At 73.6% G+C, this 25,910-nt stretch carries 19 protein-coding genes; 12 read left to right on the top strand and 7 right to left on the bottom strand.

The window, feature by feature from the left end:
* The gene (locus IF20_RS07575; RefSeq protein WP_052864466.1) at window positions 1-1,593 is read right to left on the bottom strand and encodes an aldehyde dehydrogenase family protein; all 1,593 of its coding nucleotides are present in this window, start codon (window positions 1,591-1,593) and stop codon (window positions 1-3) included.
* Between the two features lie 98 nt (window positions 1,594-1,691).
* Window positions 1,692-3,143: a CoA transferase gene (locus IF20_RS07570; RefSeq protein ID WP_052864226.1), complete on the bottom strand. Its 1,452-nt coding sequence runs from the start codon at window positions 3,141-3,143 to the stop codon at window positions 1,692-1,694.
* A 134-nt stretch (window positions 3,144-3,277) separates the two neighbouring features.
* Here IF20_RS07570 and IF20_RS07565 point away from each other — a divergent pair, with 134 nt between their 5' ends.
* From IF20_RS07565 to IF20_RS07550, 4 genes are read left to right on the top strand one after another with little or no spacing between them, the layout of a single operon-like run.
* The gene (locus tag IF20_RS07565; protein WP_052864225.1) at window positions 3,278-3,586 is read left to right on the top strand and encodes an acyl carrier protein; all 309 of its coding nucleotides are present in this window, start codon (window positions 3,278-3,280) and stop codon (window positions 3,584-3,586) included.
* A gap of 15 nt (window positions 3,587-3,601) precedes the next feature.
* Window positions 3,602-9,916 carry a type I polyketide synthase gene (locus IF20_RS07560; RefSeq protein ID WP_052864224.1) on the top strand — a complete coding sequence of 2,105 codons (6,315 nt, stop codon included), beginning with the start codon at window positions 3,602-3,604 and terminating at the stop codon, window positions 9,914-9,916.
* A gap of 11 nt (window positions 9,917-9,927) precedes the next feature.
* The gene (locus IF20_RS07555; RefSeq protein ID WP_234426556.1) at window positions 9,928-11,532 is read left to right on the top strand and encodes a long-chain-fatty-acid--CoA ligase; all 1,605 of its coding nucleotides are present in this window, start codon (window positions 9,928-9,930) and stop codon (window positions 11,530-11,532) included.
* Window positions 11,533-11,559: 27 nt separating this feature from the next.
* Window positions 11,560-12,555 (top strand): LLM class flavin-dependent oxidoreductase, encoded by a 996-nt coding sequence (locus IF20_RS07550; protein ID WP_052864223.1) that lies wholly within the window; start codon window positions 11,560-11,562, stop codon window positions 12,553-12,555.
* 72 nt (window positions 12,556-12,627) lie between these two features.
* Here the strand turns inward: IF20_RS07550 and IF20_RS07545 are convergent, their stop codons facing one another.
* Both IF20_RS07545 and IF20_RS07540 read right to left on the bottom strand, forming a co-directional pair.
* Window positions 12,628-13,557 (bottom strand): esterase/lipase family protein, encoded by a 930-nt coding sequence (locus tag IF20_RS07545; RefSeq protein WP_110943930.1) that lies wholly within the window; start codon window positions 13,555-13,557, stop codon window positions 12,628-12,630.
* A gap of 100 nt (window positions 13,558-13,657) precedes the next feature.
* Window positions 13,658-14,830, bottom strand: coding sequence for an MGDG synthase family glycosyltransferase (locus IF20_RS07540; protein ID WP_052864222.1), 1,173 nt, complete (start codon window positions 14,828-14,830; stop codon window positions 13,658-13,660).
* A gap of 68 nt (window positions 14,831-14,898) precedes the next feature.
* Between IF20_RS07540 and IF20_RS07535 the strand changes: the two genes are divergently transcribed.
* The 4 genes from IF20_RS07535 to IF20_RS07520 all read left to right on the top strand — a co-directional run bounded on the left by IF20_RS07535 (window position 14,899) and on the right by IF20_RS07520 (window position 18,505).
* Window positions 14,899-15,651 carry a polysaccharide deacetylase family protein gene (locus IF20_RS07535; RefSeq protein ID WP_052864221.1) on the top strand — a complete coding sequence of 251 codons (753 nt, stop codon included), beginning with the start codon at window positions 14,899-14,901 and terminating at the stop codon, window positions 15,649-15,651.
* A 223-nt stretch (window positions 15,652-15,874) separates the two neighbouring features.
* Window positions 15,875-16,612: an SDR family NAD(P)-dependent oxidoreductase gene (locus IF20_RS07530; RefSeq protein ID WP_110943929.1), complete on the top strand. Its 738-nt coding sequence runs from the start codon at window positions 15,875-15,877 to the stop codon at window positions 16,610-16,612.
* Window positions 16,613-16,660: 48 nt separating this feature from the next.
* Window positions 16,661-17,584: a DMT family transporter gene (locus IF20_RS07525; RefSeq protein WP_052864219.1), complete on the top strand. Its 924-nt coding sequence runs from the start codon at window positions 16,661-16,663 to the stop codon at window positions 17,582-17,584.
* Between the two features lie 27 nt (window positions 17,585-17,611).
* The gene (locus tag IF20_RS07520; RefSeq protein ID WP_052864218.1) at window positions 17,612-18,505 is read left to right on the top strand and encodes a DMT family transporter; all 894 of its coding nucleotides are present in this window, start codon (window positions 17,612-17,614) and stop codon (window positions 18,503-18,505) included.
* A 93-nt stretch (window positions 18,506-18,598) separates the two neighbouring features.
* Here the strand turns inward: IF20_RS07520 and IF20_RS07515 are convergent, their stop codons facing one another.
* Together IF20_RS07515 and ddaH are read right to left on the bottom strand one after the other, a co-directional pair.
* The gene (locus IF20_RS07515) at window positions 18,599-19,777 is read right to left on the bottom strand and encodes a MalY/PatB family protein (RefSeq protein ID WP_052864217.1); all 1,179 of its coding nucleotides are present in this window, start codon (window positions 19,775-19,777) and stop codon (window positions 18,599-18,601) included.
* A gap of 61 nt (window positions 19,778-19,838) precedes the next feature.
* Window positions 19,839-20,672 (bottom strand): dimethylargininase, encoded by an 834-nt coding sequence (gene ddaH / locus IF20_RS07510; protein ID WP_052864216.1) that lies wholly within the window; start codon window positions 20,670-20,672, stop codon window positions 19,839-19,841.
* Window positions 20,673-20,895: 223 nt separating this feature from the next.
* On the opposite strand from ddaH, the gene IF20_RS07505 reads away from it, so the two are divergent.
* Together IF20_RS07505 and IF20_RS07500 are read left to right on the top strand one after the other, a co-directional pair.
* On the top strand, window positions 20,896-22,134 hold the full coding sequence (locus IF20_RS07505) for a cytochrome P450 family protein (RefSeq protein ID WP_052864215.1): 1,239 nt from the start codon (window positions 20,896-20,898) through the stop codon (window positions 22,132-22,134).
* Between the two features lie 373 nt (window positions 22,135-22,507).
* The gene (locus IF20_RS07500; protein WP_052864214.1) at window positions 22,508-23,218 is read left to right on the top strand and encodes an ANTAR domain-containing protein; all 711 of its coding nucleotides are present in this window, start codon (window positions 22,508-22,510) and stop codon (window positions 23,216-23,218) included.
* 38 nt (window positions 23,219-23,256) lie between these two features.
* Here IF20_RS07500 and aac(3) read toward each other — a convergent pair whose 3' ends face one another.
* Window positions 23,257-24,120, bottom strand: a complete 864-nt coding sequence (gene aac(3) / locus IF20_RS07495; RefSeq protein WP_110943926.1) for an aminoglycoside 3-N-acetyltransferase — start codon at window positions 24,118-24,120, stop codon at window positions 23,257-23,259.
* Window positions 24,121-24,294: 174 nt separating this feature from the next.
* Here aac(3) and IF20_RS07490 point away from each other — a divergent pair, with 174 nt between their 5' ends.
* Together IF20_RS07490 and IF20_RS07485 are read left to right on the top strand one after the other, a co-directional pair.
* A complete protein-coding gene (locus IF20_RS07490; protein ID WP_052864213.1) occupies window positions 24,295-24,600 on the top strand; it encodes a hypothetical protein in 306 nt (101 codons plus the stop codon).
* Between the two features lie 36 nt (window positions 24,601-24,636).
* Window positions 24,637-25,896, top strand: coding sequence for a nucleotide sugar dehydrogenase (locus IF20_RS07485; RefSeq protein WP_052864212.1), 1,260 nt, complete (start codon window positions 24,637-24,639; stop codon window positions 25,894-25,896).
* The last annotated feature ends 14 nt before the right edge of the window (window positions 25,897-25,910 follow it).

The following is a 25,910-nucleotide window of genomic DNA, read 5'->3' as shown; positions in this document are numbered from 1 at the left end:
TCACCTTTCGCCGAAGACCGCGTGCCGCGGGCTGACACCGGAGCTGATGCCCACGCCCTGGAGGTGCGAGGTGGTCAGCATGGGGTAGTTGGCCTCGCCGTGCACGCCGCCGGTCAGGCCGGTGCCACCATGGCTGGGCAGGCAGGGCAGGAAGCCGATGTGGGAGTCGTTGACCTTGAGCAGGCCGCCGTTGCCCACCCGCCGTACGAAGGCGTCCACGACGGCGGTGTGCCGCGTCCACAGGGAGTTGCGCAGGCCGTAGGCGTTGGCGTTGAGGAAGTCCAGGAACCGGTCGAGGAGCACGTCGTCGGCGGCCGGTTCGGCGACGACGACCGGAAGCAGCGGGAAGAACGTCTCCCGGCGCACCATCTCCAGCGCACGGGCGCCCGCGAGGCCGTCCACCCGGACCACGGTCGGTTCCAGGAACACCCCCGTCGGGGACCGCGTCCCGTCGGCCTCCGTGCGGTGCCCGCCGCACACCAGCTCGGCACCGGCGTGCAAAGCCTCCTCCAGCAGGGCGAAGAACCGCTCGCTGCGCCGTACGGGAGTGAGCAGTACGTCCTCGTCCCCCGGGTGGCCGGGCCGGATGTCCCGTGCCTTGGCCGTCACCTCGGCGAGCAGCGCGTCGGCGATGTCCGGGTGCGCGAGGACGTAGTTGGGGACCATGCAGATCTGACCCGAGCCGTAGAAGGCCTCGGCGACGGCCTCGGCGGCGTACGGGAGGTCGGCGTCCTTCCAGACCACGATGCCGTCGTTGCCCGCGAGTTCGAGGATCGGCTTCTTGCCGGCGGCGATGCACCGCGACTGGAAGCGAAGCCCTTCCTCGCTGCCGCCGACGTAGAAGATGTCGTCCACCAGGGGGCTGTCGAGCCACCGGGTGATCATCTGCCCGGGGTTGCCGCAGACGGCGCCGAGCGCGCCGGGCGGGGCGCCGGCCTCCATCAGAGCAGGGCCGGCGAGCTCACGCAGCAGGTACATCGTGCTGAGCGCGATGCTGCGCGGGGCGCGGACCACGACGGAGTTGCCCGCCATGAGCATCAGGACGGCGAGCGCCGCGCTGGGCGCCGGGGCGTTCTGCGGCGGGTTCAGGCACACCACGCCGTCGGGCTGCCGGTGGACGAGGAGGCGCCGCCCGGCGTGCCGGAACTCGGTGTGCATGCACTGTCGGTACCACGCGCAGCTCTCCTCGCCGTACAGCTCCAGCAGGCCGTCGAGCTGCCAGCGGGCGAGCCGCAGCGGGGTGCCTTCGGCGGCCATCAGGTCCAGCAGTTCGGTGCGGTGGCGGAGGAGCCGTTCGCGGAAGAGCGGGCCCAGGGCCATGCGCTGTTCCAGGGGGACGGCGGCCCAGGCGGGTGCCGCGGCGGACGCGGCCTTGAGCGCCGCGTCCACGCCGGCGTCGCCGGCCATGGCGACGCGGCCGATGACGTACGGGTGCCGGGCTGCCGCCGATTCCGGGTCCGGGGAGCGTTCGAGCGCGCGTTTGAGGCTGATGCTGGTGAAGACGTCCTCCAGCAGGGATCCGGCGCTGACGGTATAGACCCAGCCCTCGCCTTCGACGTCGCGGCCTCCGATGTAGGAGGAGTAGCTGCGCAACGGTCGTTCGCGGGGCGGCGGGACGGCCGCCGCCCCGGCCGGTGCGGTGGTGCTGCGGGGAGAGAACCGCACGGTGCTGCCTCCAACGGTCGGATCGGTCACGGGCCCACGGGCGCGGGGCGCCATCGGGGCGCCGAGGAGCCGCGCGGTACGAGTACCGGGTCGTCGTAGCCGCCGGGGGTCTCGCTGAGCCGGACGGGCGGGGCGGTGTACCGCACCTCCCCCAGCGGGGTGGTGGAGGTCCGCCACTCGGGAGCCGGCGGAGCGGCGTCCTCGGCGAGCCGGTCGAGCAGTTCCGGGTCCCAGCTGCCCAGTTCCCAGCACCAGTTGGCGACGCCGGCGAGCGAGACGCGGACGGCGTAGCTGCCGCCTTCGTGCGCGCGGCGGAGGGCCGCGGCCATGATGCCGGCGGCGGCCAGGTAGGAGGCGACGTAGTCGCACAGGATCCGGCCGGGCGGCAGGCCGGGCGCCGCGCCGCCGCCTTCGCGCAGGCTGATGCCGGTGAGGGCCTGCGCCTGCTGGTCGAAGCCGCCGCGGTCACGCCAGGGGCCGGTGTGCCCGTAGGCGGTGAGCGAGCAGTGGATGATGCCGGGGCGGGCGGCCGCGCACTCCTCGGCGGTGAGGCCGAGCCGTCGGGCCTTCGCGGGGCGGTGGTTGAGGACGAAGGCGTCGGCCTCGCGCAGCAGGCCGTCGAAGGCGTCCCGGCCCGTGCCCCGCTCGTGCAGGTCCAGCCGGGCCGATCGCATGCCGCCCGCCGACTCGTGCCAGACGGCGTCGTGCTCGAAGGAGTCCGGTTCGCACACGTGCAGGACGTCGGCGCCGTACTCGGCCAACGTCCGCCCGGTCGCGGTGCCCGCCAGGATATGGGTGTACTGCAGGCAGCGCAGCGAGGACAGCGGCCGGGGCCCGGTGGGCAGCGGTACGACGGGGCCGTCGGCGATCCGCTCCACCGCCACCAGCGGCTCGGCGAGTACCGCGCGGCCCTGCGGATGGGCGAGGAACTCCTCGCGGGTGCGGGCCATGGCGAGCGGGACGCACCGCTCGGCCGCCGCTTCCTCCAGCTCGGCCGCCTCCCGACGGCGTACGGCGGCCGCGATGTGCTCCCGGGTGTGCGCGCAGTCCAGGAGATCGAGCAGCGCGTCGCGGGTGCGCGGGTAGCACGCGATGGGGATGACCCAGCGGTCGTCGGCGGTGCGGTAGAAGTCCCAGGTCGCGGGTGCCAGGCCGGTCAGCCCGGCCAGCGAACCCATGCTGGAGAAGTAGCCGTTGAGCGTGGTCCCGCCGCCCAGGAACGGCGTCATACGGTGCAGGCCCTGGCCCAGGTGGAGGGAGAGGCGCTGGGCACGGCCGGTGCGCCGGTGCCAGATCTCGGCGGCTCCGACCGCCGCGGCGAGCAGCGGCACCCCGATGGCGACCGACATGCGCAAGGGGCTGCGCACGTAGGGGAGACAGCCGGTCACGGTGAGAGCACGTACTGCGGGTTCCCGGTTCAGACCGATCGCTTTCAGCGTGCCGTCCAGTTCCCTGGTGACGTCCGACTCGTCCCCCATAAACCCCTCGATTCTCCGCCGACAGGCGCGTTTCCGGTACGGGAAAGCCGAGTCTGCCATTTCCGCAGCTCCCCCGGAACACCTGGTCAGCGAGGTGTCAGCCGGTTGTCAGCGGGGTTTGCTTGACTCCGACCATGGCGGACTCCGACGACATTCACCTGCTCCCCCGATCCGAGCGCCGGGAGGCGTTGGCGGAAATACTGTCCAGGGAGTTCAAGGCCTGCCTGTTGATGACCGAGGAGGAGGAATTCCCACCCGAGGAGAATTTCTTCGACCTCGGCCTCACCTCGTTGCGCGTCATGGAGCTGAAACAGCGCCTGGAGTCCCTGCTGAACTGCGAGATCAGCTCCAACGTGCTGTTCAACAGCCCCAACCTGGCGCGGCTCACGGAACATCTGGCCACCGATGTCCTGCCCGGCCTCTTCGACGAACCGGCCCGCTGAGGGAAGGAACCAGCCATGCCTGAAACACCCGAGGCCGCCCGCGAAAGGCTGCGGCGGGAACCGACCGAGCCGATCGCCGTCGTCGGCATGGGGCTGCGTTTCCCCGGCGCCAACGAAACTCCCGAGGGATTCGCGGAGTTCCTGCGCACGGGACGGTCGGCGGAAGGGCCGGCGCCCGCGGACCGCTGGATCGCCGAGGACAGCGCAGGAAAAGCGGAGGGCAATTTCCTCGACGGGCTCGACCGGTTCGACGCGAGGTTCTTCAAGATATCGCCGAAGGAAGCGCCGTTCATCGACCCGCAGCAGCGGCTGGTGCTGGAGACCGCCTGGCAGGCGCTGGAGAACGCCAACATCGACCCCACGGGCCTGCGGGGCACCGACGCCGGGGTCTACATGGGCGTGATGTCCGTGGACTACGTCACGGAGACGGTCGCCGTACCGGACCAGCAACTGTCCGGCGCCCTGGTCCCCGGCACCGCGCACAGCGCCGTGTCCGGGCGGCTGTCGTACTTCCTGGGGCTGCGGGGCCCCTGCATGAGTGTCGACACCGCGTGCTCGTCCTCGCTGACCACCGCGCACCTGGCGGCCCAGGGGCTGCGCCGCCGCGAGTGCGACCTCGTCCTGTGCGGCGGCGTGAACGCGATCCACCACCCGCTGATCCAGGGCACCCTGCGCCGGGCCGGGATGCTCGGCTCCGACGGCCGCTGCAAGGCTTTCGACGAGAGCGCGGACGGATACGGCCGGGGCGAGGGCTGCGGCGTGCTCGTCCTCAAGCGGCTCTCCGACGCGCTCCGCGACGAGGACCGCATCCTCGGACTGCTGCGCGGCTCGGCCGTGCGCGCGGACGGCGAGAGCGCGGGCCTGACGGCGCCCAACGGCGTCGCCCAACAGGCCGTCATGCGGGCCGCCATCGCCGACGCCGGGCTGACCCCGCGGGACATCCAGTACGTCGAGGCGCACGGCACCGGCACCCCGCTGGGCGACCCCATCGAACTGGGCTCGATCAGCGACACGTTCGCGGACTCCCACAGCACGGCCGCGCCGATCGTGGTCGGTTCGGTGAAGACCAACGTCGGGCATCTGGAATCGGCGGCCGGCGTGTGCGGCATCATCAAGGTGCTGCTCCAGATGCGGGAGGGCGTCCACTACCCGCATCTGCACCTCACCTCGCCGTCGCCCCGCATCCCGTGGGACAGCTGCCCGGTGGCCGTGCCCACGAAGACCGCGCCGTGGCCGGCCGACGGCCCGCGGCGCGCCCTGGTCAACGGCTTCGGCATCGCCGGCACCCTCGGCTGCGTGGTCCTGGAGGAACCGCCCGCCCCTCCTCGCGCGAAGACGCCGGCGGAGGACGGCGCGCCGCACGTCCTCACCCTGTCGGCGAAGAGCGCCCCGTCGCTGCGCCGCCAGATCGAGCGCTACCGGGAGTACGCCGCCGACCACCCCGACGTCCCGGTCGCCGCGCTGTGCCGTACGGCCGCGCTAGGCCGGGCGCACCTCCCCGTGCGCCGTGCCGGAGTCGTCCGGGACCGCGCCGACGTGACGAAGCTGCTCGACGGCTGGCTGGCGCGGTCGGACGAGGCGGACGGCAACGGGACCGGCGCCGGCCTGCGCAAGGTGGCCTTCCTGTTCACCGGGCAGGGCAGCCAGTACCCGGGCATGGGCCGGGCGCTGTACGCACGCCATCCGGTCTTCCGCGCGCATCTGGACGCCTGCGACCGGCTGTTCGCGCCGCATCTGGGCCGGTCGGTCCGGGACCTGGTGATCGGCGAAGCGGCGGACGGTGACACGATCCACCGGACCGTGCACACCCAGCCCGCCCTGTTCTCGCTGGAGTACGCGCTGGCGCAGCTGTGGCTGTCCTGGGGCGTGCGGCCGAACGTGCTGGTCGGCCACAGCATCGGGGAGATCGCGGCGGCGGCCGTCGCCGGGGTCTTCTCCCTGGAGGACGGCGTGGCGCTGGTCGCCGCGCGGGCCCGGCTGATGCAGTCGGTGACCGCGCCCGGCGGCATGGCCCAGGTGTCGGCGGCGCCGGAGGACCTGGCCCCGCTGCTCGAAGGCCGCCCCGACCTCGCCATCGCCTGCCGCAACGCGCCCCGGCAGTGCGTGCTCTCCGGCGGCCACGCGTCCCTGGAGGAGGTGTGCGCCCTGCTGCGCCGGGCCGGTCACGAGGTCCGGAAGCTGCCGGTCTCGCACGCGTTCCACTCGCCGCTGATGGCCGAGGTGACGGACGCGTTCCGGCACGAGCTGAAGGACATCCGCTGGCACGAGCCGCGGCTGACGCTGGTCTCGAACATCACCGGGCGGGTGGCCAGGCCCGGGGAGCTGACCACGCCGGAGTACTGGGTCCGGCACATCGGCGCCCCCGTGGACTTCGCCGGCTCCCTGCGGACGGTGGCCGGGCGGGGCGGTCACGCGTGTGTCGAGATCGGCCCCGACTCGACCCTGACGTCCCTGGCCCGGCAGTGCGTGCCGGCCGGTGACCAGCTGTGGCTGGGCGGCCTGAACCGCGCCGACACGGACGGCGGCGCGGTCCTGACCGCCCTCACCCGGCTGTACGCGGCCGGTCTCCCGGTGTCCTGGGCCGGCGTCCACCACGGCGCGGCCGACCGGCCCGCCACCCTGCCGACGTACGCCTTCGACCGGAAGCCGTACTGGCTCCCGGCGCCACGCGGCCGCGACCGGGGCAGGGCACCGGCGACGACCGGGCAGCAGCCCCATCCGCTGCTGGGCGAGGAGGTCACGTCGGAGGAGCAACAGCGCGACGGAGTACGGGAGTTCGCGACCCGGATCGATGCCGCGCAGCCGGCGTACCTGGCCGACCACGTCATCATGGGGCAGGTCGTCCTCCCCGGCGCTGCCTACCTGGAGGTGCTGCTCGCGCTCCAGGACGCGGTGTACGGCGAGACCTGCCGGCCGGTGACGGACGTGGCGGTCCTGGAGCCCGTCTTCCTGGCCGCCGACCGGACCTCCGAGGTGCGTACCCGGCTGCGGCCCCGGCAGGACGGCACAGCCGAGGCGGAGATCGTGACCCGGGTCGCGGGCCGGGACGGGGACTTCGAGCGCTGCCACGCCACCGCGGTCCTCGGCCTGCCCTCCTCGCCCAGTACGGCGCTCACGCCGGCCGGTACGGAGCTGTGTGCGCACGCTGCGGACGCGGGCGGGCCGGCGGCGACGGTCGGCGGCGCGGAGCTGTACGCCGGGATGGCCGCGGCGGGGGTGGCGTACGGCCCGGAGTTCCGGCGGCTGTCGCAGGCCCGGCGGTACGACGGGCAGCTCGCGGTGAGCGAGCTGCGCGGCATGCGGACGGGCCCCGTTGAGCAGCTGCCGCCGGCGCTGCTGGACAGTGCGCTGCACGGGCTGGCGGTCCTCAACGATGCCGGGGAGACGTATCTGCCGGTGCGGTTCGGGCGGCTGCGGCAGTTCAAGAAGCCGAAGGCGGCGGAGCTGCGTACGGTGGCCAGGATCGTGCCGGTACCGCCGGACGCCGGGCAGGACGTGGACGTGGCGGCGGACCTGGTGCTGCTGGAGGACGACCGCCCGGTCTTCGAGTTGACCGGGCTGGGGCTGAAGCGGGTGGTCAACACCTCGGCGGGGGCCGGGCGGCACACGCAGGTCTTCCACGAGCCGCGCTGGATCAAGCGCGCGCTGTCCGGCCCCGGCCAGGGCGCAACGCCCGGCGAGCCACGCCGGGTGCTGGTGCTGAACCGTACGGCTGCGGACCTGGGTGACCTGGCCGCACGTGCCGCCGCGGCCGGCACGGAGCTCACTTACGCCGCGGGGGCCGACGTGCTGGCCGAGCGCCTGCGCGAGGCGGAACCCACCGATGTGTGCTGGTTCTGGCGGCCGGGCGGCGAAGGGCCGGTCCCGCCGGCCGCCGAGTGCCGGCGCAACTACCGCGATCTGCTCGCCGTGCTTCACGCGCTGGAGCGCGGCGGCTTCGGTCACGGCAGGCGGCTGTGGCTGGTCACCGAGGGCGCCCAACTGCTGCCGGACGACACGCCGAACGACACCGGACCGGCGGCGTCCGCGACCCTGTGGGGCTTCGGCCAGGCGCTCTGGCACGAGTACCCGAGCTACCGCGTCACGCTGATCGACCTGCCCGGCGGCAAGGGCGACGGGGCCGAGGACACGGACCGGCTGCTGGACGAGTGGCTGGCGCGGGACGCCGGGGAGTTCCAGGTGGCGTACCGGTCCGGGCTCCGCCACGTACGGCGGTTGTACCCGCTCGACCCCGCCCGCCGGCCGGGCACCGCCGACCGGCTCGCGATCAAGGAGTACGGCTCTTTCGCCGGCCTGCGACCGGAGCCCGTCGAGGCCGAGCCGCCCACGGGCGATCGGATTCAGGTGGCGGTGCACGCGGCGGGCCTGAACTTCAAGGACGTGCTCAACGCGCTGGGTCTGCTCCGGCAGTACGCCGAGGAGACGGGCGTCCCGTACCAGCCGCAGCCGCTGGGCTTCGAGTGCGCGGGCACGGTGGTCGCGGCCGGCCCCGACGCGTCTTTCGGGCCCGGGGACGAGGTGGTGGTCAACGCGCTCGGCTGCATGGCGGGCACGCTGACCGTCTCCTCCGAGCTGGCGGTGCGCAAGCCCGCCCGGCTCACCATGGCCGAGGCGGCCGGGGTGCCCACGGTATTCGTCACCGCGCACCACGCGCTGCACGAACTCGCCGGGATCCAGCAGGGCGACCGGGTGCTGATCCATGCCGCGGCGGGTGGCGTCGGACAGGCCGCCGTGCAACTGGCCCAGCAGGCCGGGGCCGAGGTGTTCGCCACGGCGAGTCCCGGCAAGTGGCCGCTGCTGCACGCCCAGGGCATCCGCCACGTCATGAACTCCCGGACGCTGGACTTCGCCGACGAGGTGCTCGCCGCCACCGGCGGTGAGGGCGTGGACATCGTGCTCAACAGTCTGAACAAGGAGTTCATCCCGGCGGGCCTGCGCTGCCTCGCCGAGGGCGGGCGCTTCGTGGAGCTGGGCAAGCTGGGTTCCTGGACGCCGGAAGAGCTGCGCCAGGAGCGACCCGACATTCAATACCACCGCTTCGACCTGGGCGAACGCCCCGAGGCCGAGGCGCGGGAGCACACCCGGAAGATCCTGGGGTCCGTCGTCGAGCAGCTGGCCGACGGACGCCTGCAGCCCGTCCCGGCCACCGTCTACTCGCTCGACGAGGCCGCGGAGGCGTTCTCGGCGCTCAGCCGCGGCGCGAGCACCGGCAAGCTGGTGCTGCGCTTCGCCGACGACCGGGCCCGGGCCGCGCGGCCGCTCGCCGTCAGGCCCGACCGTACCTACCTCGTCACCGGCGGCCTGGGCGGCCTCGGACTGGTCACCGCCCGCAAGCTCGCCGAACTCGGCGCCCGCCACCTGGCGCTCGTCGGACGCACCGGGCTGCCCCCGGCGGAGACCGCGGCGCTGGCGGCCGGGATCGGCACGGACGTACGGGTCACCGTCCTTCGCGCGGACGTCGCCGAGCCCGCCGACGTCGAGCGGATCACCGCGGAGCTGACCCGGTCGCCGTATCCGGTGGGCGGCATCGTGCACGCGGCCGGCGTCCTCAAGGACATGCCGGTCTCCGTGCTGACCTGGGAGGGCATCGAAACGGTCCTGCGGCCCAAGGTGTACGGCTCGTGGCTGCTGCACCAGGCGGCCGCGTCCTTCCCCGAGCTGGACTTCTTCGTCGGCTACTCCTCCGTCGCCGCCGTGCTGGGCGGTCCCGCGCAGGCCAACTACGCGGCGGGCAACGCCTACCTGGACGGCCTGCTGCGATGGCGCGCCGGCCACGGCCTGCCCGCGCTGTCCGTGAACTGGGGCCCGTGGGCCGAGGTCGGCATGTCCGCCCGGCTCGACGCGCCGCTCGTCCGGCGCCTCCAGGACCAGGGCGTCGCCTTCATGAGCCCGGCCGACGGCATGCACGCGCTGGTCACCCTGCTCGGGCAGACCGCGCCCCAGGTCGTCGCGGCCGCCTGCGACTGGGACCGGTACGCGGCGGACCGGCCGCTTCCGCACAGCCTGTACCGGCACCTCGTACGCGGCGAGGGCGGCGCAGCCCGACCGGGGCTCGACGTCGACCGGCTGGTCACGCTGCCCGCCGACGAGCGCAGGGCGGAACTGAACAGGTACCTGCGTGCCCGGATCGCCGACATGCTGCACTTCGACGGCACGGACGACGTGGCACCGGACGCGGTCTTCCTGGAACTGGGCCTGGACTCGCTCGCCGCCGTGGAGCTGAAGAACGCGCTGGAGACCGCGCTGCGCGTGCCGCTGCCCGCCTCGGTCACCTTCGACCACCCGTCCGTCGGGCAGCTCACCGACTTCCTCGACCGGCAACTGTCCTGAGAGGGGCGACGGTGCTCGACGACGACACACTCATCCGTCCGCGGCCGGCGGCCCGGCCCCGCACACTCGCCGCGGTCGCGGCCCGCCAGGCGGCCGACCGGCCCGCTCACCCCGCGGTGCTCTGCGAGGGACGGGTGCTCACCTACGAGCAGCTGCACCGCGAGAGCAACCGCACCGGGCACGCCCTGCACGCGGCGGGGCTCGGCAGCGGCTCCCGCGTGGCCTACCTCGGTAAAGAGTCCGAGCTCTTCTACGAGATCGCGCTGGCCTGCGCCAAGACGGGCGCCGTGCTGGTACCGGTCAACTGGCGGCTGACCCACGACGAGATCGCGCACATCCTGAGCGACTCCGACACCGAACTGCTCTTCGCCGAGCGCGAGCGGCTGACCGTCGCCGGACAGCTCGGTACGGTCCTGCCCCGGCTGCGCGAGGTGGTCCCGCTGGACACCGCCGAGGGCCGCGGCTCGGGCTTCCTGGCCTGGCAGGCCGGGCACCCGGCCGACGATCTCGGCGCCGCAGCCGGTGTCGGCCCGGACGACGCCGTGGCGCAGATCTACACCAGCGGCACGACGGGCCTGCCCAAGGGAGTGGTCCTGGCCCACCGCAGCTTCTTCAACGTCGACGAGGCGCTCGCGCAGGGGTGCGACTGGGTGGACTGGCAGCCCGGCGACCGGTGCCTGATCGGCATGCCGGGCTTCCACATCGGCGGCCTGTCATACGCCATGCAGGGCTTCGTCGCCGGGGCCACGATGGTCAGCGTGCCGATGTTCGTCGCTGGTGACGTGCTGCGGCAGATTGGCGAACTCGGCCTGACCCACGGCCTGGTGACCCCCGCCATGCTCCAGATGCTGCTGGACGAGCGGGGCGCGAGCCCCGCCGCGTTCCGCTCCGTCCGCAAGCTGATCTACGGGGGCGCGCCGATCTCCGAACCGCTGCTGCAGCGCTGCCTGGAGACCATGGGCTGCGAGTTCGCGCAGATCTACGGATCCACCGAGACGGGGAACTTCGCCGCGTGCCTGCCACCCGCCGACCACGTACCGGGCAGCCCACGACTGACGGCCGCCGGGCGCGCCTATCCGGGCATCGACCTGCGGATCGTCGACGAGGACGGCACCACCCTGCCGCCCGGCGCGGTCGGCGAGGTCTGGGTCCGCAGCCCCGCACGGATGCTGGGGTACCACCGGCAGCCCGAGGCCACCCGGGAGACGGTGCGGGACGGGTGGGTCCGCATGGGTGACGCGGGCCGGCTCGACGCCGACGGCTACCTCCACCTCTGCGACCGCATCAACGACACGATCATCGTCGGTGGCGAGAACGTCTATCCCACCGAGATCGAGAACGCGCTGGCCGGCCACCCCGCGGTGGCGGACGCCGCCGTCGTCGGCGTCCCGGACGAGCGCTGGGGCGAGGCCGTGCACGCGTACGTCGTGCTGCGGCCCGGCCGACAAGCCACCCCGCGCGAGCTCATGCGCTCCCTGCGGGGCCGGCTCGCCGACTTCAAGATCCCCACGACGTACGCGTTCCTGGCCGAGCTGCCCCGCAACCCGAACGGCAAGGTGCTCCGCCGCGCCCTTCGGGACCGGCTGTGGCAGGGCCGGGAGCGCAAGGTCAACTGAGTGCACGTCAGGAATGGGAGGCCAGGCATGCGTGCCGAGGACCGTACGGACGACGGACGCCCACTCCGGGTCGGCGTCCTGCTGCCGACCCGGGAGGCGGCGATCAACGGTGACCACGCCGTCGCACCCCTGCTGGACTTCGCCCGCGAGGCGGAGCGGCTCGGTTACGACTCGGTGTGGACGGGGGACTCGCTGCTCGCCCGGCCCCGGCTGGACCCGGTGGTGGTGCTCGCCGCCGCGGCGGCGGTGACCTCCCGCGTCACCCTGGGCACGGCGGCCTACACCGCGGCCCTGCGCCACCCACTGCTCGGCGCGCACCAGATCGCGAGCCTGGACCGGGCGACGGCCGGGCGCCTGGTGGCCGCGCTCGGCGCGGGCTTCCCGGTGCCGGAGACGGAGCGGGAGTTCGCCGCGGTGGGCGTGGCGTACGCCGGGCGGTTCCGCCGCCTGGACGACACGGTACGACTGTGGCGGGAGACCTGGCGGAGCAGTGCCGGCACGGACACCGGGCAGGACGCCGGGCCGGGCGGCCCGCAGCGGCTGCCGTCCCCCGCCTCCCCCACCGGGCCGCCGCTCTGGCTGGCGGGCAGCGACACCCCGCGGGCGCTGGCACGCGCGGCCGGACACTACGACGGCTGGCTGCCGTTCCTGCCGGACGCGGGCGCCTACGCACGCGCCTGGGAGCAGATCGGCCGGCTGACCGCCGACCGGGGGCGGCCTCCGGGCGCGGTCACGCCGGGGCTGTACGCGACGGTCGCGGTCGACCCGGACCGCACGGCGGCACGCAAGCAGCTCGACGCCTACGCCCAAGCCTACTACGGCCGTTCGCTGGAGCAGATGGCGGCGTTCCAGGCGTTCGGCTACGGCAGCGCGCAGGAGTGCGCGGAGTGGCTCGGCGGTTATGTACGCGCCGGGGCCCGACACCTCGTCCTGCGGATCGGTTCGCTGGACCCGGAAGCCCAGCGGGCCCAGCTCGCCGAGGCCGCCCGGGCGCTGGTGCCCGCGCTGCGCGCGGGCACCTGACACCTCCTTGTGGTCCTGGTGGTCCTTGTGTCCCTTGTGTCCCTTGTGTTCCTTGTGGCCGTACGGTTCGGACTACGGGGCGGGCTCGGACTGCGGCGTGGCTGCCGGCGTCGCCCCGGCGGTCCCCTTCTTCGGCTTCGCCGGGCTCAGGGCGCGCAGCACCTCGCGCATGGCGAACGGCGAGTAGACGACCGCGTTGTGCTCGCTGAGGTCGGCGACGCACAGGTCCTGCAGGAGGACGTTGCGGACGTTCGGGCCGCGGAGCCAGCACGAGGAGTAGGGGGTGACCACCTCGTCGTACTTGGTCGCGATGACGGTGTAGCGCACGCCCTCGACGGTGTCCTCGCCGTCGTTGAGCTTGTTCATGAAGTCGCTGCCCTTGTGCTGTTCGGTGAGCGCGGGCAGGACCATGTTGGTGAGCTCGATGCTGGCCGGGTACTGCTTCATGAGCGCGGCGATGCCGTTGCCGGTGGTGCCGTGGTTGTTCGGGGCGAGCCCGATCAAGTGGTGCACCTTGGTGGCGCCGCCGAGGAATTTGAGGTAGTAGCGCGGGAGCATGCCGCCCTGCGAGTGGCCGATGATGTCGACCTTCTCCGCGCCGGTGGCCGCCAGCACGCGCTCCACATAGGCGGCCAGTTCCTCGGCCGACTGCTCCATGGAGGCGAGTCCGTGCATGATCGGGATGCGGGGGTCGGCACCGTAGTCGAGCCGGAAGACGCTGTATCCGGCGGCGGCCAGGACCGGGGCGACGGTGAGCCAGTAGGTCTCGGCGTTGCCGAACGTGCCGTGGACGAGGACGACCGGGCGCGGGTGTTCGTCGTCGGGGCGCGCGGACCAGTCGTCGATGCCCGGCGAGCGGGTCAGCGCGGTGGCCGCCTGGGTGGTGATGGCGGCGGCCTGGGCGAGGGCGAGGCCCTCGCCCAGCTTGCCGGTCACGCTCTGGGTGACCGCTTCGAGCGGGTTGGTGAACGGTAACTTGGGCCCTTTTCCTGTGGGAAACATGAGCAAATCCTCCCCGGCAGCGCGGAATAGCCCGGTCTACCCCGAATGGTCGGCCGAGCCCCGGTATGTCGCCTCACGCTACCGCCATCGGGACCGCCGGCTACCGTCCGGCGCATCCTGGGGGCCGGTATCCCGCCACGCTCGGGGACGCGGTGCCCGCGGGCCGTACGGCGGCGATGACCGCGTCGGCGGCATCCGCGCGGAACAGGGCGCGGCCTGCGGCGATCCTCGCCTGCCGGAGCGGACCGTCCCGGGTCAGCTCGGCGAGGGTTCGCAGCAGGCCGTCCGGGCCGTCGGCGAGGCCGGACAGTCCGGCCGCCGCCATCCGCCGGGCACCCGCGGCGCCGTGCCCGGGGATCGGCCGGTGCGTCACCACCGGCACCCCGGCGGCCAGCGCCTGGACCGCGGTCTGCCCCGCGGCGTTCTCCACCAGTGCGCCGGCCGCCGCCATGAGGGCCGGTACGTCCGCCACCCAGCCGAGCGCCACGGTCCCGGGCACCCGGCCGAGCCGCCGCCGCAGCGACTGGCTCCGGCCGCACATCACGACGGGGAGGTAGCCGCCGTCGCGGAGCAGCGCCGCGGTACGTGCCAGGTGCGAGGCGACGCCCCAGGCACCGCTGGAGAGGAGGACCGGGGTGCGGCCCGGGGCCAGGGCGGCGAAGCGGCGGGCGAAGACGGCGGTGCGGGCGGGGTCCGGTGGAGCGTGGAACGCGGCGGGCACCACGGGGCCGACCGCCTCGGCCGCCCGGCCGCCGAGCCGCCCGACGTCCGCCGCCGTCTGCCGGGTCGGGCAGAGGTGCAGGTCGTTGGCGGGGTGGAGCCACTGCCGGTGCACGGCGAAGTCGGTGACCACCACGATGCTCGGGCAGCGCAGCGCCCCGGCGTCCCGGAGGCGGCCGGTGACCTGGGCGGCCAGGTGGAAAGTGGTGAGGACCGCGTCGGGTCGCTCGCCGGCCAGTCGTCGTTGTAGTTCTCGCGCCGCGGGGGCGACCACGGGTGAGGTGTCGGTGCCCGGGTGCGGGCGGCCGGGGCCGGCCGGCGGGCGGGGGACGAAGTAGGCGCGGTAGATCGCCTCGTAGAGCGCGGGCGCGTACCGGATCGTGGTGGCGTAGAAGCCGCGCAGTGCGGCGCCGGTCCCGGCCGGCAACAGGTCCAGGACGTCGAGGGTGGCGACGCGGTGGCCGCGGCCGGTCAGCCGGTGGGCCAGCTCGCCGGCCACCGCGTGGTGGCCGGCCCCCATGCCGGCGCTGAGGATGACGAATCGTCCGCCCATGTGTCCATGCCCCCGGTCCGGATGCCATTCCCGAGCATTTCGCAACGTACGCGACCATACTGGACCGTATGCGCATCGACCGTCCTCCGCTCGGGCCGGCCGCGTGGCAGGCGACGGCAGCGGCAGCCGCGCTGCACATCGGACCGGCCGGGACCTGGCTGCCTCCGGTACGCCGCCTGCTCTTCCCCGGCCTGGACGGGCAGGGGCAGCCCGGACACGTCGCGCTCACCTTCGACGACGGTCCCGACCGGGCGAGCACGCCGCGCTTCCTGGACGCGCTGGACGCGCTGGACGTCCGGGCGACCTTCTTCCTGCTGGGCTCGGCGCTGGCCGAGGCGCCCGAGCTGGGGCGGGAGCTGGTGGCCCGCGGGCACGAGGTGGGGCTGCACGGCTGGCAGCACCGCCGGCCGTGGTGGCCGGGACCGGTGCGCGAACTGCGCGAGCTGCGCCGGGCCGTGCGCACGGCCACCGACGTCTGCGGGTCCCGGCCGCGGTGGTACCGGCCGCCGTACGGCATCCTCACCAGCGGCCGGTGGGCCGCGGCGCACCGGCTCGGGCTGCGGACCGTGCTGTGGTCGGCATGGGGCCGGGACTGGGTGGCGGGGGCCTCTGCGGAAACGATCGTGCGCACCGTGGAGCACCGATTGGAGGGCGGCGGGACCGTCCTGCTGCACGACAGCGACCGGACCTCGGCGCCCGGCTCCTGGCGTGCCACGCTCCAGGCGCTGCCCGTGCTGGTGCGGAACTGCCGGCAGCAGGGTCTCACCGTGGGCCCGCTGCGCGACCACGGGGGCGACGACACGGAGCTGTGTCCCCTGTGACGGCAATTGCCCGGATCATTACGAAATCCGTGGCATGCTGGTCCGATGTCGGAGCCTGTGCCCGGCCCGGTCGGGGTCCGGGCACAGCCACTGAGGTGCGTACCGTCTCCGGAGGAGGTCTCCTGTGGAAGCCACGGGACCACTGCCGCACAGTCCTGTGCTCCCCGAGGGCCGACCCGGACCCCACGTTCCCGCGCGGCGGCCGCACCGCACCGGAGCCCCGGTGGCCCTGATCACCGGCGCCTCGTCGGGCATCGGCGCCGCCGTGGCCGCCCGGTTCGCCGCCGAGGGAAGCTGGCGGCTGCTGCTGAACGGCCGGGACGAGGACCGGCTCGGCCGGGTCGCGGCCCGCTGCGACGCCACCCCGCTCCCCTGCGACCTGGGCGACCCGGCCGGCTGCGGGCAGCTCGCCGACGCCGCGCTCGACGCCTCGGGCGGGGTCGACGTCGTGGTCCTCGGGGCCGGCATCGGCTGGGCGGGCCCGTTCACCACGATGCCGCCCGCCGCGATCGACGAGGTACTGGCGGTGGACCTGGCCGCCGTCGTGCACCTCACCCGCCGGCTCCTCCCGCACATAGTGCGCAGGAACCGCGGCCATCTGCTCTTCGTCGGCTCGATCGCGGGCGCCGTGGGCGTACGCGAGGAGGCCGTCTACTCGGCGGCCAAGGCGGCGGTCGCGGCCTTCGCCGAGAGCCTGCGGTACGAACTGGCCGGCACCCGCGTCCGGGTGTCCGTCGTGGTGCCCGGCGCGGTGAACACCCCCTTCTTCGCCCGCCGCGGGGCGCCCTACCAGCGCTCCCGGCCCCGGCCGATCGCCGCGTCCCGGGTGGCCGACGCCGTGTGGGAGGCGGTGGCGCATGAACGCAGCGAGGTCTTCGTTCCCGGCTGGCTGCAGCTCCCCGCCCGCTTCCAGGGCCTCGCGCCCGCCCTGTTCCGGCGGCTGGCCACGCGCTTCGCCTGAGGGACCGACCGCTCCGTCCGCCCGACAGGACGGCCGAGGAAGGACGTCGTGCTGAGCTACCTCCTGGCCGTGCTCGCCGCCTGCGCCAATGCGGCCGCCTCTGTGCTGCAGCGGCGCGCGAGCCGCGACCTGCCGAGCGAGGACAGCCTGCGGCCGCGGCTGATCCTGCACCTGCTGAGCCGCCCCGTGTGGTTCGCCGGCTTCCTCTGCGTGATCCTCGGCTTCGTCCTGCAGGCCGCGGCGCTGGCCACCGGAAGCCTGTCGGTCGTCCAGCCGATCCTCGTCGTGGAGCTGCCGGTCACGCTGCTGCTGGCGTCGTTCGTGTTCCACGCCCGGCTGCACCGCCGCGAGTGGCTGTCCATCGTCGGGATGACCGTGGGGCTGGCGGCGCTGCTGTACTTCCTCTCCCCGGCTGCCGGGGCGGGCGAGGAGGCCGGCTGGCCGGCCTGGACGGTGGGCGTCACCGCCAACCTCCTGATCGTGGTCGCCGCCGTGGAGTGGGGCCGCCGCGCCGCGCCCGCCCGGCCCGGCGGGGGCAGCCGCCGGGCCGGCGCCTTCGGCGTGGCGGCCGGCTGCCAGTTCGGCCTGACGGCGGCCTTCATGAAGGGCGCGATGAGCCACGGCGAGGAGGGCGTCGGCGCGGTGCTCGCGACCTGGCAGCTGTACGCCATGGTGGCGGCGGGCATCCTCGCGATGTTCCTCCTCCAGTCCGCGCTGCACGCCGGCAACCTGCTCGCCGCGCAGCCCGGGCTGACCCTCTCCGACCCGATCGTGGCCATCCTGTGGGGCAGCTTCGCCTTCGCCGAGCAGGTCCGGGGCGGTTGGTACGTCGTTCCGGCGGTGGCCGGCGGGGCGTTGATGGCGTGCTCCGCGGTGGTACTGACCCGTTCCCCGCTGCTGAAGGGCGAGGAGGCGCTGATCGAGGCGGACCGGATGGCACCGGCCGCCGGGTCCCCGTCCCCGCCCCGCTGAGCCCGCCCGGACCCAGGGAGTCGCCGCATGCTCTATCTCTACGGTGTGCTCGCCGCGTGCCTGCTGGGACTGGGCTTCGTCCTGCAGCAGCACGCGGCGCGACGCGCGCCGCTGTCCGACATGCTCAGCTTCCGGCTGCTGCTGGACCTGGTGAAGATGCCGCTGTGGCTCGCGGGCATCGGCTGCATGGTCGCCGGACAGATCTTCAGCGTGCTCGCGCTCAGCCGCGGCGACCTGTCCCGGGTCGAACCGCTGCTGGCCACCAACCTGCTCTTCGCGATGGTGCTGGCCCGGTGGCTCAGCGGGGAACGGCTGGGGCTGTCGGGCTGGGCGGGGGTCCTCCTGCTGAGCGGCGGGGTGGCGGCCTTCATCATCGCCGGCAGCCCGCACAGCGGTCCCGACGACACCGGCACGCTGCGGCACTGGCTGGTCTTCGGCGGCGTCCTCGGCATCGCCCTGCTCCTCGTACTGACGGCCCGTCACCTGAAGCTGGTGAAGGAGCCGCCGCTGCTGGCCGCCGCTGCCGGCGTGCTCTACGGGCTCCAGGACGCGCTGACCCGGGTGTCCAGTTCGATCGCCGAGGAGGACGGCCTCGCCCGGATGCTGGTGAGCTGGGAGCCGTACGTGATCGTGGCGCTGGCCGTGACCGGGCTGCTGCTCGTCCAGAGCGCCTTCGAGGCGGGCCCGCTGCGGATGTCGCTGCCCGCGCTGACCGCCGCCGAACCGTTGGCCGGCATCGCCTGCGGCATCGGCTTCCTCGGCGACCGCATCCGCGTCACCCCCGGCGCCCTCGCGGGCGAATTCGCCGGCCTGGCGGCGGTGGTGACCGGCGTCTTCCTCCTCGGCCGCCACCCCGCCATGCCCACCGGCACCCACCGGGAGGCGGACGAGCCGGCGCCGACGGGTACTGGCGCTGTGTGATCGACAGTCCGTTCGGCGCGGTTCCGCCCCGCGACGCCGTCGGCGGCACCGGTCGGCGCCCGCCTGACCCGCCCCCGCGTCCGCGGGCAGCGCTCAGGCCACGGCCGCCGCCATTCTCCGTACCGCTTCCGTCAGCACCTCGGGCGAGGTGGCGAGGTTCAGCCGGACGTGGCCCGCGCCGCCGCTGCCGAAGTCCGTACCGGAGCTGAGGGCGACCCGGCCGCGCTCCAGGAAGACGGCGGCCGGATCGTCGACCGGGCCGAGGCCGCGGCAGTCCAGCCAGGCCAGGTAGGTGGCCTCGGCCGGGGCGTACCGCACCGCCGGCAGCTCGGTGGCCAGCAGGTCCACCAGCAGGCGGCGGTTCTCGTCCAGCCCGGCGAGCAGCGCGTCCAGCCAGCCGCGGCCGTCCCGGAGCGCCGCGGTGTGCGCGAGCACGCCCACATGGCTGGGGCCGTGGCCGACCTCCTCGGGCAGCCGCGCGAGGTCGTCGGCGGCCGCCGGGCCCGCGACGGCGAGCGCGGCCTTGAGCCCGGCGAGGTGCCACCCCTTGGAGGCGGACAGCAGGGACAGCCCGTCCGCCGCACCCGGCACGCTCAGGTACGGCACGAAAGCGGTGCCCGGGGCCACCACCGGGGCGTGGATCTCGTCCGCCACGACCCGGACGCCGTACCGGGCGGCCAGCTCGGCGACCGCCGCCAGTTCCGCCGCGGTGTGCACCGTGCCGGTGGGGTTGTGCGGGCTGCACAGCAGGTATGCGGCGCGGCGCCCGCCCGCGACGGCGGTGCGGAAGGCGGCTTCCAAGGTGGTGAGGTCGATCCGGTGGCCGGGGTCGAGCGGGGCCTCCACGATCTTCCGGTCCGCGTTGCCCACGAACTGGTAGAACGGCGGATAGACGGGGCAGTTGACGACCACCGCGTCGCCAGGGCCGGTGGTCAGCTTCAGCATCTCCACCACGCCCAGCATCACGTCCGGCACGATCGCCGTGCGCGCCACGGCGAGCCCGCCCCACCCCCAGCGTTCCCGCGCGAACTCCGCGAACGCCTCGGCGTACGCCGTGCCTGCGGGGTAGCCGGTGTCGCCGCGCGCGAGCGCGTCGGTGACCGCCCGGACGACCGGTTCGGCCAGCGGCACGTCCATCTCCGCCACCCACAGCGGCAGCACGTCGTCGGGGTACGTGCGCCACTTCATGCTCGTCCGCCGGCGCAGCTCGGCGAGGGTGAGACGGCGCAGCGGGTTCGCTTCGGCGGAGGCGTCGTGCGGCGTGTGATCCATGCGTCTCAAGATAGGCCGCACCCGCCGGTTCCCCCACGGGGCGGACGGCTTCGGGGCCGCCTCAGCCCTCGCGCAGCTCCAGCGTGCAGCACTTGACGCTGCCGCCGGCCTTGAGGAGTTCGGTGAGGTCCACGCCGATCGGCTCGAAGCCGCGCTCGCGCAGGCCTGCGACCAGTCCTGTCGCGGCCTCCGGGAGCAGCACGTGGCGGCCGTCGGAGAACGCGTTGAGGCCGAACACCGCCGCGTCCTCGGCCGTCGCCGTCAGCGCATCGGGGAACAGTTCGCGCAGCACGGCCCGGCTGCCCGGCGTGAACGCCTCGGGGTAGTACATGATCTCGTCGTCGGAGAGCACCGCCAGCGCGGTGTCCAGGTGGTAGAAACGGGGGTCGACCAGCGTCAGGCCGGTGACGGGCACGCCGAAGAACTCCTGTGCCTCGGCGTGCGAGCGCGGGTCGGTGCGGAAGCCGGTACCGGCCAGGAGGCGCCGCCCGGCCAGCAGGTAGTCGCCCTCCCCCTCGTTGACGTGCTCGGGCCAGTAGGCCTCGGGGAAGCCGTGCGCGCGCAGCCAGGAGAGGTACAGCGGGCCCTCGGCGGTGCGCTCCTCGTGCCGGAACCGGGCGCCCAGCACCTTCCCGTCGATCACCGTGGCCCCGTTCGCCGCGAACACCATGTCCGGCAGCCCGCCGGCCGGTTCGACGACCTCCACGGTGTGCCCCAACTCCCGGTAGAGCGCACGCAGCCGCTCCCACTGGGCGAGGGCGAGCCCGCCGTCGACCGGCTTCGCGGGCTCCATCCAGGGGTTGATCGAGTACGTGACGTCGAAATGGCGGGGCGGGCACATCAGGAGACGGCGCGGGACGGCGGTGCGGGACGGGACGGAGCCGGTGCGGTGCATGTCGTCGTGTTCCTCTTCCGGTGGTGGGGTTCGGAGTCTCGGCGCGCGGGATGTGCACGAGGTGACGGGCGCGGGAACCCGGGATGCCGGTTGGCCGCTCTCCGCACGCCGGCGGCTTTCCGGGCGGCCGACGGTGGGCAGGAAGGAATGGCCGCGGTGGCACGATCAGGGTGCCGTCGCGGGCCGGATGCCCCGCAGTGCCTCGGACGAAAGCGAGAACCCCATGGCCGACCAGCAAATACTCGTTCTGGACCCCACCGGGAGCGACCGCCATGCCGAGGACGCCGCGTTACGCGCCGCCGGCCCGGCCGCACGCGTCGACGTCCTCGGCGTACCGGCCTGGGCGGTCACCGACCCCGCCCTGCTCAAGCGGCTGCTTACCGACTCCCGGGTCTCCAAGGACCCCCACCGGCACTGGCCGCTCTTCCCGGACCACATCGTCGGCAAGTGGCCGCTGGCCCTGTGGGTGGCCGTGCGGAACATGTTCACCGCGTACGGCGCCGACCACCGCCGGCTGCGCCGGCTGGTCGCCCCGGCCTTCACGGCGCGCCGCGTGCAGGCACTGTCGGCGCGGATCGAGGAGGTGACGAACGGGCTGCTCGACGACCTCGCCGCCACGCCGCCCGGCGAACCCGCGGACCTGCGCGCACGCTTCGCCTACCCGCTGCCGATCCAGGTCATCGGCCACCTCATGGGCCTGCCCGAGGACGCGATCGGCTCCTTCCGCGGGGCCGTGGACGCCGTCTTCGCCACCACCCTGTCGTCCGAGGAGGCCACGGCCAACACCGAGGAGCTGTACGGCCTCCTGACCCGTCTCGTCGCCGCCAAGCGGGCGGCACCCGCGGAGGACCTCACCTCGACGCTGATCGCCTCCCGTGACGTCGAGGGCGACGGTTCCCGGCTCAGCGAACAGGAGCTGCTCGACACCCTGCTGCTCGTGATCAGCGCGGGCTACGAGACCACCGTCAACCTCCTGGACCAGGCCATCACCGCCCTGCTCAGCCACCCCGAGCAGCTCGCCGCCGTGCGGGCGGGACGGGCCGGGTGGGACGCCGTGACCGAGGAGGCGCTGCGCTGGGAGGCCCCGGTGCCCCATCTGCCGATGCGGTTCGCCACCGAGGACATCTCCCTTCCGACCGGGCAGACCATCAAGGCGGGCGACGCGATCCTCGCCTCGTACGCGGCGGCCGGCCGCCATCCCGCGCTGCACGGTCCCACCGCCGAGGAGTTCGACCTCTCCCGGCCCAGCAGCGAGCATCTGGCGTTCGGGCACGGGGTCCACTTCTGCCTGGGTGCGCCGCTGGCCCGCATGGAGGCCACGATCGCGCTCCGCGGGCTGTTCGCGCGCTTCCCGGACCTGGCACTCGCCGTCCCGCCGCACGCGCTGCGGCCCCAGGAGTCCTTCCTCTCGAACGGCCACAAGGAGGTGCCGGTGATGCTGGGACGTGCCGCGGCGTCCTGACCGTACAGGGCGCCGGGCCGCGTCCGAGCCATCTTCCCGCGCCCGCCGATTTGGCCGAGGACGACAGACGCAACGGTCCCGGGGGCATGCCCCACCGGCATGACGGCTGGTCCCGATGTAGGACCCGGCGGCCGCCGCCGGCCCGGAGTGGGAGGGGTGGGTCCGGCCCACGGGGGTACCCGGGCCGGCGTACATGTCCGAGTCATAGTCATGCCCTCGGAGGTGTACGCGATTCTGAGAAGGTGCCGGCATCGCGTGGAGATCGCGCGGTGCCCGCACCGCCGGAGGCGACGCGAAGGCCGATCGTGAGGGCCGCTCTCCTGCCGGCCGGACGACCGCTTTCCGCTCCTCTCCCGGCACCGTAAGGATGACCATGGGTCGTGAACAACTCCTGGCCGACGTCTTCGTGGACCTGGCCGCCGCCTGCTGCGGGGACGGCTTCGACGTGGGCGGGTATCTGGAGCGGTTCGCCCTCCGGTGCGTGCAGCTGCTGGACGTCTCGGCCGCCGGCGTGCTGTGCGCACCGCCCGGTGAAAAGCTCCGGCCGGCCGCCGCGAGCGAGGCCGATCCCGCGTTCACCGGGTTGCTGGCCACCTCCCCGTTGGAGGGGCCGGTGCGGGAGAGCTACCGCACGGACGCCCCGATCGGCCCGGTGGACCTCCTGCACGCCACCGATCGCTGGCCCCGCTTCGCCAAGACGGCCCTCGCGGCGGGCTACCGCTTCGCCGGCGCGGTCCCGCTGACGTGGCGGGGCCGGCCCGACGGGTCCCTGCTGCTGCTCCGCACCACCGATCCACTGCCCGAGCGGGACGTACGGCTGGGGCAGGCGCTGGCCCACGTCGTGGCCGCGGCCCTGTGCCACCAGGAGTCGCTGACCTCCTACCGCAGGGTCAACGACCAGTTGCGCACGGCCCTGCGGAGCCGGGTCACCATCGAACAGGCCAAGGGCTTCCTGGCCCACCACATGGGGGTGAGCCTGCAGGAGGCGTTCGAGGCGATGCGCGGTCACGCCCGCAGCCACAGCCGGCTGCTGCGGGACGTGGCCCGGGACGTCCTGGAACGGGGCCTCATTCCGGAACCATGACCGCCACTCCCCCGTACGCCGCGACTGCTCGGCGGTCCTCAGGAGGCCGGGGCCGCCCCGCCCAACTTCTCCTCGATCCAGGCGACGCCGAAGTCCACGACGTCCCGGGCGTCGAAGAGATGGCTCTCCGCCGCGCCGACCCGCCCGCTGCTGCCGATGCCCGCGGCGAGCATGTCCCGGACGATCACCTCGAACGGCCATGTCCCCTCCGGCACGACCGATGAGTAGTCGAAGGCGCCCTCCTCCGAGTCGATGTCGTGGAAGCGCCGCCACACCCGCTCGCCGCCCACCACGACCGGCTGCTCGTACGTCACGAACCGCTTGCCCGGCGCGTCGGCGAGCGCCTCGGCGTGGTGCAGCAGCGTGAGGGAGTCCAGCGGCGCGCCCAACAGCAGCACCCGGCCCCCGATGTCGACCAGCCGCGCGAGCGGGCTGCCGGGACCGTGCGGGCCGTCCCACGGGTGGTCGGCCATCAGCTCCTCGGCCGCCGCGCCCAGTGCGGCGAAGCTCGCGTCGGGGTGCCGGCTGCGGACGGCGCCGGGCAGCCGGCGCAGGGCTTCGGGGAGCCGGCCGTTGGCGTGGTCGGCCTCGCTGATGAGCGGGTCGTAGGCGGGGTGTTCCGCGCGCAGCGCGTCCTGCCACGCCTGGGGCCAGCTGACGAAGTCGTAGGGCGGGGCGTCGTTCCAGCCGCAGGTGACCATCAACGTACCCCGCTTGCCGACGACTTCGCCGAGCGCACCGATGACCGTCTCGGGGCCGCCCGCCACATAGCCGAGGGCCGACATGCGGGTGTGGAACATGACGGCGTCGCCTTCGGCGAGACGTAGCGCCGTCAGGTCGCGGCGGAGCCGGGCGCGGGTGACCGGGCCGTCGGAGTGGGCCAGCAGGGCCATCTCATCCATGCCGCGAATATATCCATCGCCGACAGCTCCGGTCATACGATCGCTACGATCTCTTCATAAGACCGGATCTGCACATTGTCGCTGGTTCGGGTGCACCTTGACGGGTGAATATTACGCCGCGCGGCCCAAGGGCAGCATTTCGACAGCGAATGTTGTCCGCGAAAGGAAGCGCATATGCGTCGGGTCGGCTCCGCTCTCCTCCTCCTCGCAGCGACGGTTCTCACGACGGCCGCGACGACCGTTCCGGCGGCCGCCGCCGAAGGCGAGGTCATCGTCTTCGAAACCGAACTCCAACCGCTGACCACGTACGAGAACCCGATCGGCTGCATCAAATTGCCGGTCGGCTCCCACGTGTTGGCGAATCGCACCGACCGCCCCGTCCAGGTCTTTGCGGACCCCTCCTGCACGACGCCGAGTTTCACCGTACATCCGGGACACGGCTCGCATCTCGCCGCAGGAACGGGGAGTTTCTCCGCCTGATTCGACAACGAGCCGTCCCGGACAGGGGGATACGTCATGACTGCCGATCTCGCCGTGATCGGACTGGGACATGTGGGGCTTCCGCTGGCGCGGGCCGCGTGCGCCGCGGGGCTGACCACCGTGGGGTACGACGTCTCGGACGCCGTGGTGACCGGCCTCAACGGAGGACGATCGCACGTCGGCGGGGTCGCGGACGCGGCCGTCGCGGCGATGCGCGTCGCAGGCTTCCGCGCCACCTCCGATCCGTCGGCGCCCGGCCTGGCGGACACGGTGGTGATCTGCGTGCCCACCGGCCTGGGCGCGGGCGGCACGCCGGACCTCACCGCGGTGCGCGCGGCGGCCCGGACCGTGGCTCGCTGTCTGCGGCCCGGCATGCTCGTGGTCCTGGAGTCCACGAGTTATCCGGGCACCACGGAGGAGGTGGTCCGGCCCCTCCTGGAGAACGGCAGCGGGCTGCGGGCCGGCGCCGACTTCCACCTCGCCTACTCGCCCGAACGCATCGACCCGGGCAACCGGCGGTTCGGGCTCCACAACACCCCGAAGGTGGTCAGCGGCTGCACTCCCCTGTGCGTCAAGCACGCGGTCGCCTTCTACGGCCGCTTCGTGCGGACCCTGGTGGTCTCGCGGGGCACGCGGGAGGCCGAGATGGCCAAACTGCTGGAGAACACCTACCGGTACGTGAACATCGCGCTGGTCGACGAGGCGGCGCTGTACTGCGACCGGACGGGCATCGACATCTGGGACGTGCTGCACTGCGCCGGGACGAAACCCTTCGGCTTCGCGCCGTTCCGGCCCGGTGCCGGGGTGGGCGGCCACTGCATACCGGTCGATCCGCGCTACCTCGCGGCGAAGGCCGAGGCCGAGGGCTTCTCCTTCCGGATGCTGGCCGCGGCCCACGAGGTGGTGTCACAGATGCCGGCACACGTCGTCGGCCGGGCGGTCGGCCTCCTCGACGAGGCGGGCATGCCGCCGGAAGCGGCGTCCGTGGTGCTCCTCGGTGTGGCGTACAAGCCCGACGTGGCCGACGCGCGGGAGTCGCCGGCGGAGCCGGTGGCCCGCGGTCTGCGCGCCCAGGGCGCCACGGTCCGGTACCACGATCCGTACGTCCGGGAATTCGCCGCCGACGGCGTACCACTGGCCCGCGTGGAGTCGTTGCGCGATGCCTTGGCGGGTGCGGACCTGGCCATTCTCCTGCAGGACCATTCCTGTTACGACACGACGACGCTGACCCGCGCTGAATGCATTCTGCTCGACACCCGCGGAAAGGCCTCCGGGGCCCGGGTCACCCTGCTCTGACAGGGCTGCGCATT

Source organism: Streptomyces niger, from assembly GCF_000718305.1.
Classification (GTDB): domain Bacteria; phylum Actinomycetota; class Actinomycetes; order Streptomycetales; family Streptomycetaceae; genus Streptomyces; species Streptomyces niger.
Note: the sequence above shows the minus strand (reverse complement) of the source record. Positions and strands in the feature narration are given on the sequence as shown.

Coding starts and splice junctions, on each gene's coding strand:
- IF20_RS07570 (WP_052864226.1), bottom strand. CDS start 3,143: ATGGGGGACGAGTCGGACGTCACCAGGGAACTGGACGGCACGCTGAAA.
- IF20_RS07565 (WP_052864225.1), top strand. CDS start 3,278: ATGGCGGACTCCGACGACATTCACCTGCTCCCCCGATCCGAGCGCCGG.
- IF20_RS07560 (WP_052864224.1), top strand. CDS start 3,602: ATGCCTGAAACACCCGAGGCCGCCCGCGAAAGGCTGCGGCGGGAACCG.
- IF20_RS07550 (WP_052864223.1), top strand. CDS start 11,560: ATGCGTGCCGAGGACCGTACGGACGACGGACGCCCACTCCGGGTCGGC.
- IF20_RS07545 (WP_110943930.1), bottom strand. CDS start 13,557: ATGTTTCCCACAGGAAAAGGGCCCAAGTTACCGTTCACCAACCCGCTC.
- IF20_RS07540 (WP_052864222.1), bottom strand. CDS start 14,830: ATGGGCGGACGATTCGTCATCCTCAGCGCCGGCATGGGGGCCGGCCAC.
- IF20_RS07535 (WP_052864221.1), top strand. CDS start 14,899: ATGCGCATCGACCGTCCTCCGCTCGGGCCGGCCGCGTGGCAGGCGACG.
- IF20_RS07520 (WP_052864218.1), top strand. CDS start 17,612: ATGCTCTATCTCTACGGTGTGCTCGCCGCGTGCCTGCTGGGACTGGGC.
- IF20_RS07515 (WP_052864217.1), bottom strand. CDS start 19,777: ATGGATCACACGCCGCACGACGCCTCCGCCGAAGCGAACCCGCTGCGC.
- ddaH (WP_052864216.1), bottom strand. CDS start 20,672: ATGCACCGCACCGGCTCCGTCCCGTCCCGCACCGCCGTCCCGCGCCGT.
- IF20_RS07505 (WP_052864215.1), top strand. CDS start 20,896: ATGGCCGACCAGCAAATACTCGTTCTGGACCCCACCGGGAGCGACCGC.
- IF20_RS07500 (WP_052864214.1), top strand. CDS start 22,508: ATGGGTCGTGAACAACTCCTGGCCGACGTCTTCGTGGACCTGGCCGCC.
- IF20_RS07490 (WP_052864213.1), top strand. CDS start 24,295: ATGCGTCGGGTCGGCTCCGCTCTCCTCCTCCTCGCAGCGACGGTTCTC.
- IF20_RS07485 (WP_052864212.1), top strand. CDS start 24,637: ATGACTGCCGATCTCGCCGTGATCGGACTGGGACATGTGGGGCTTCCG.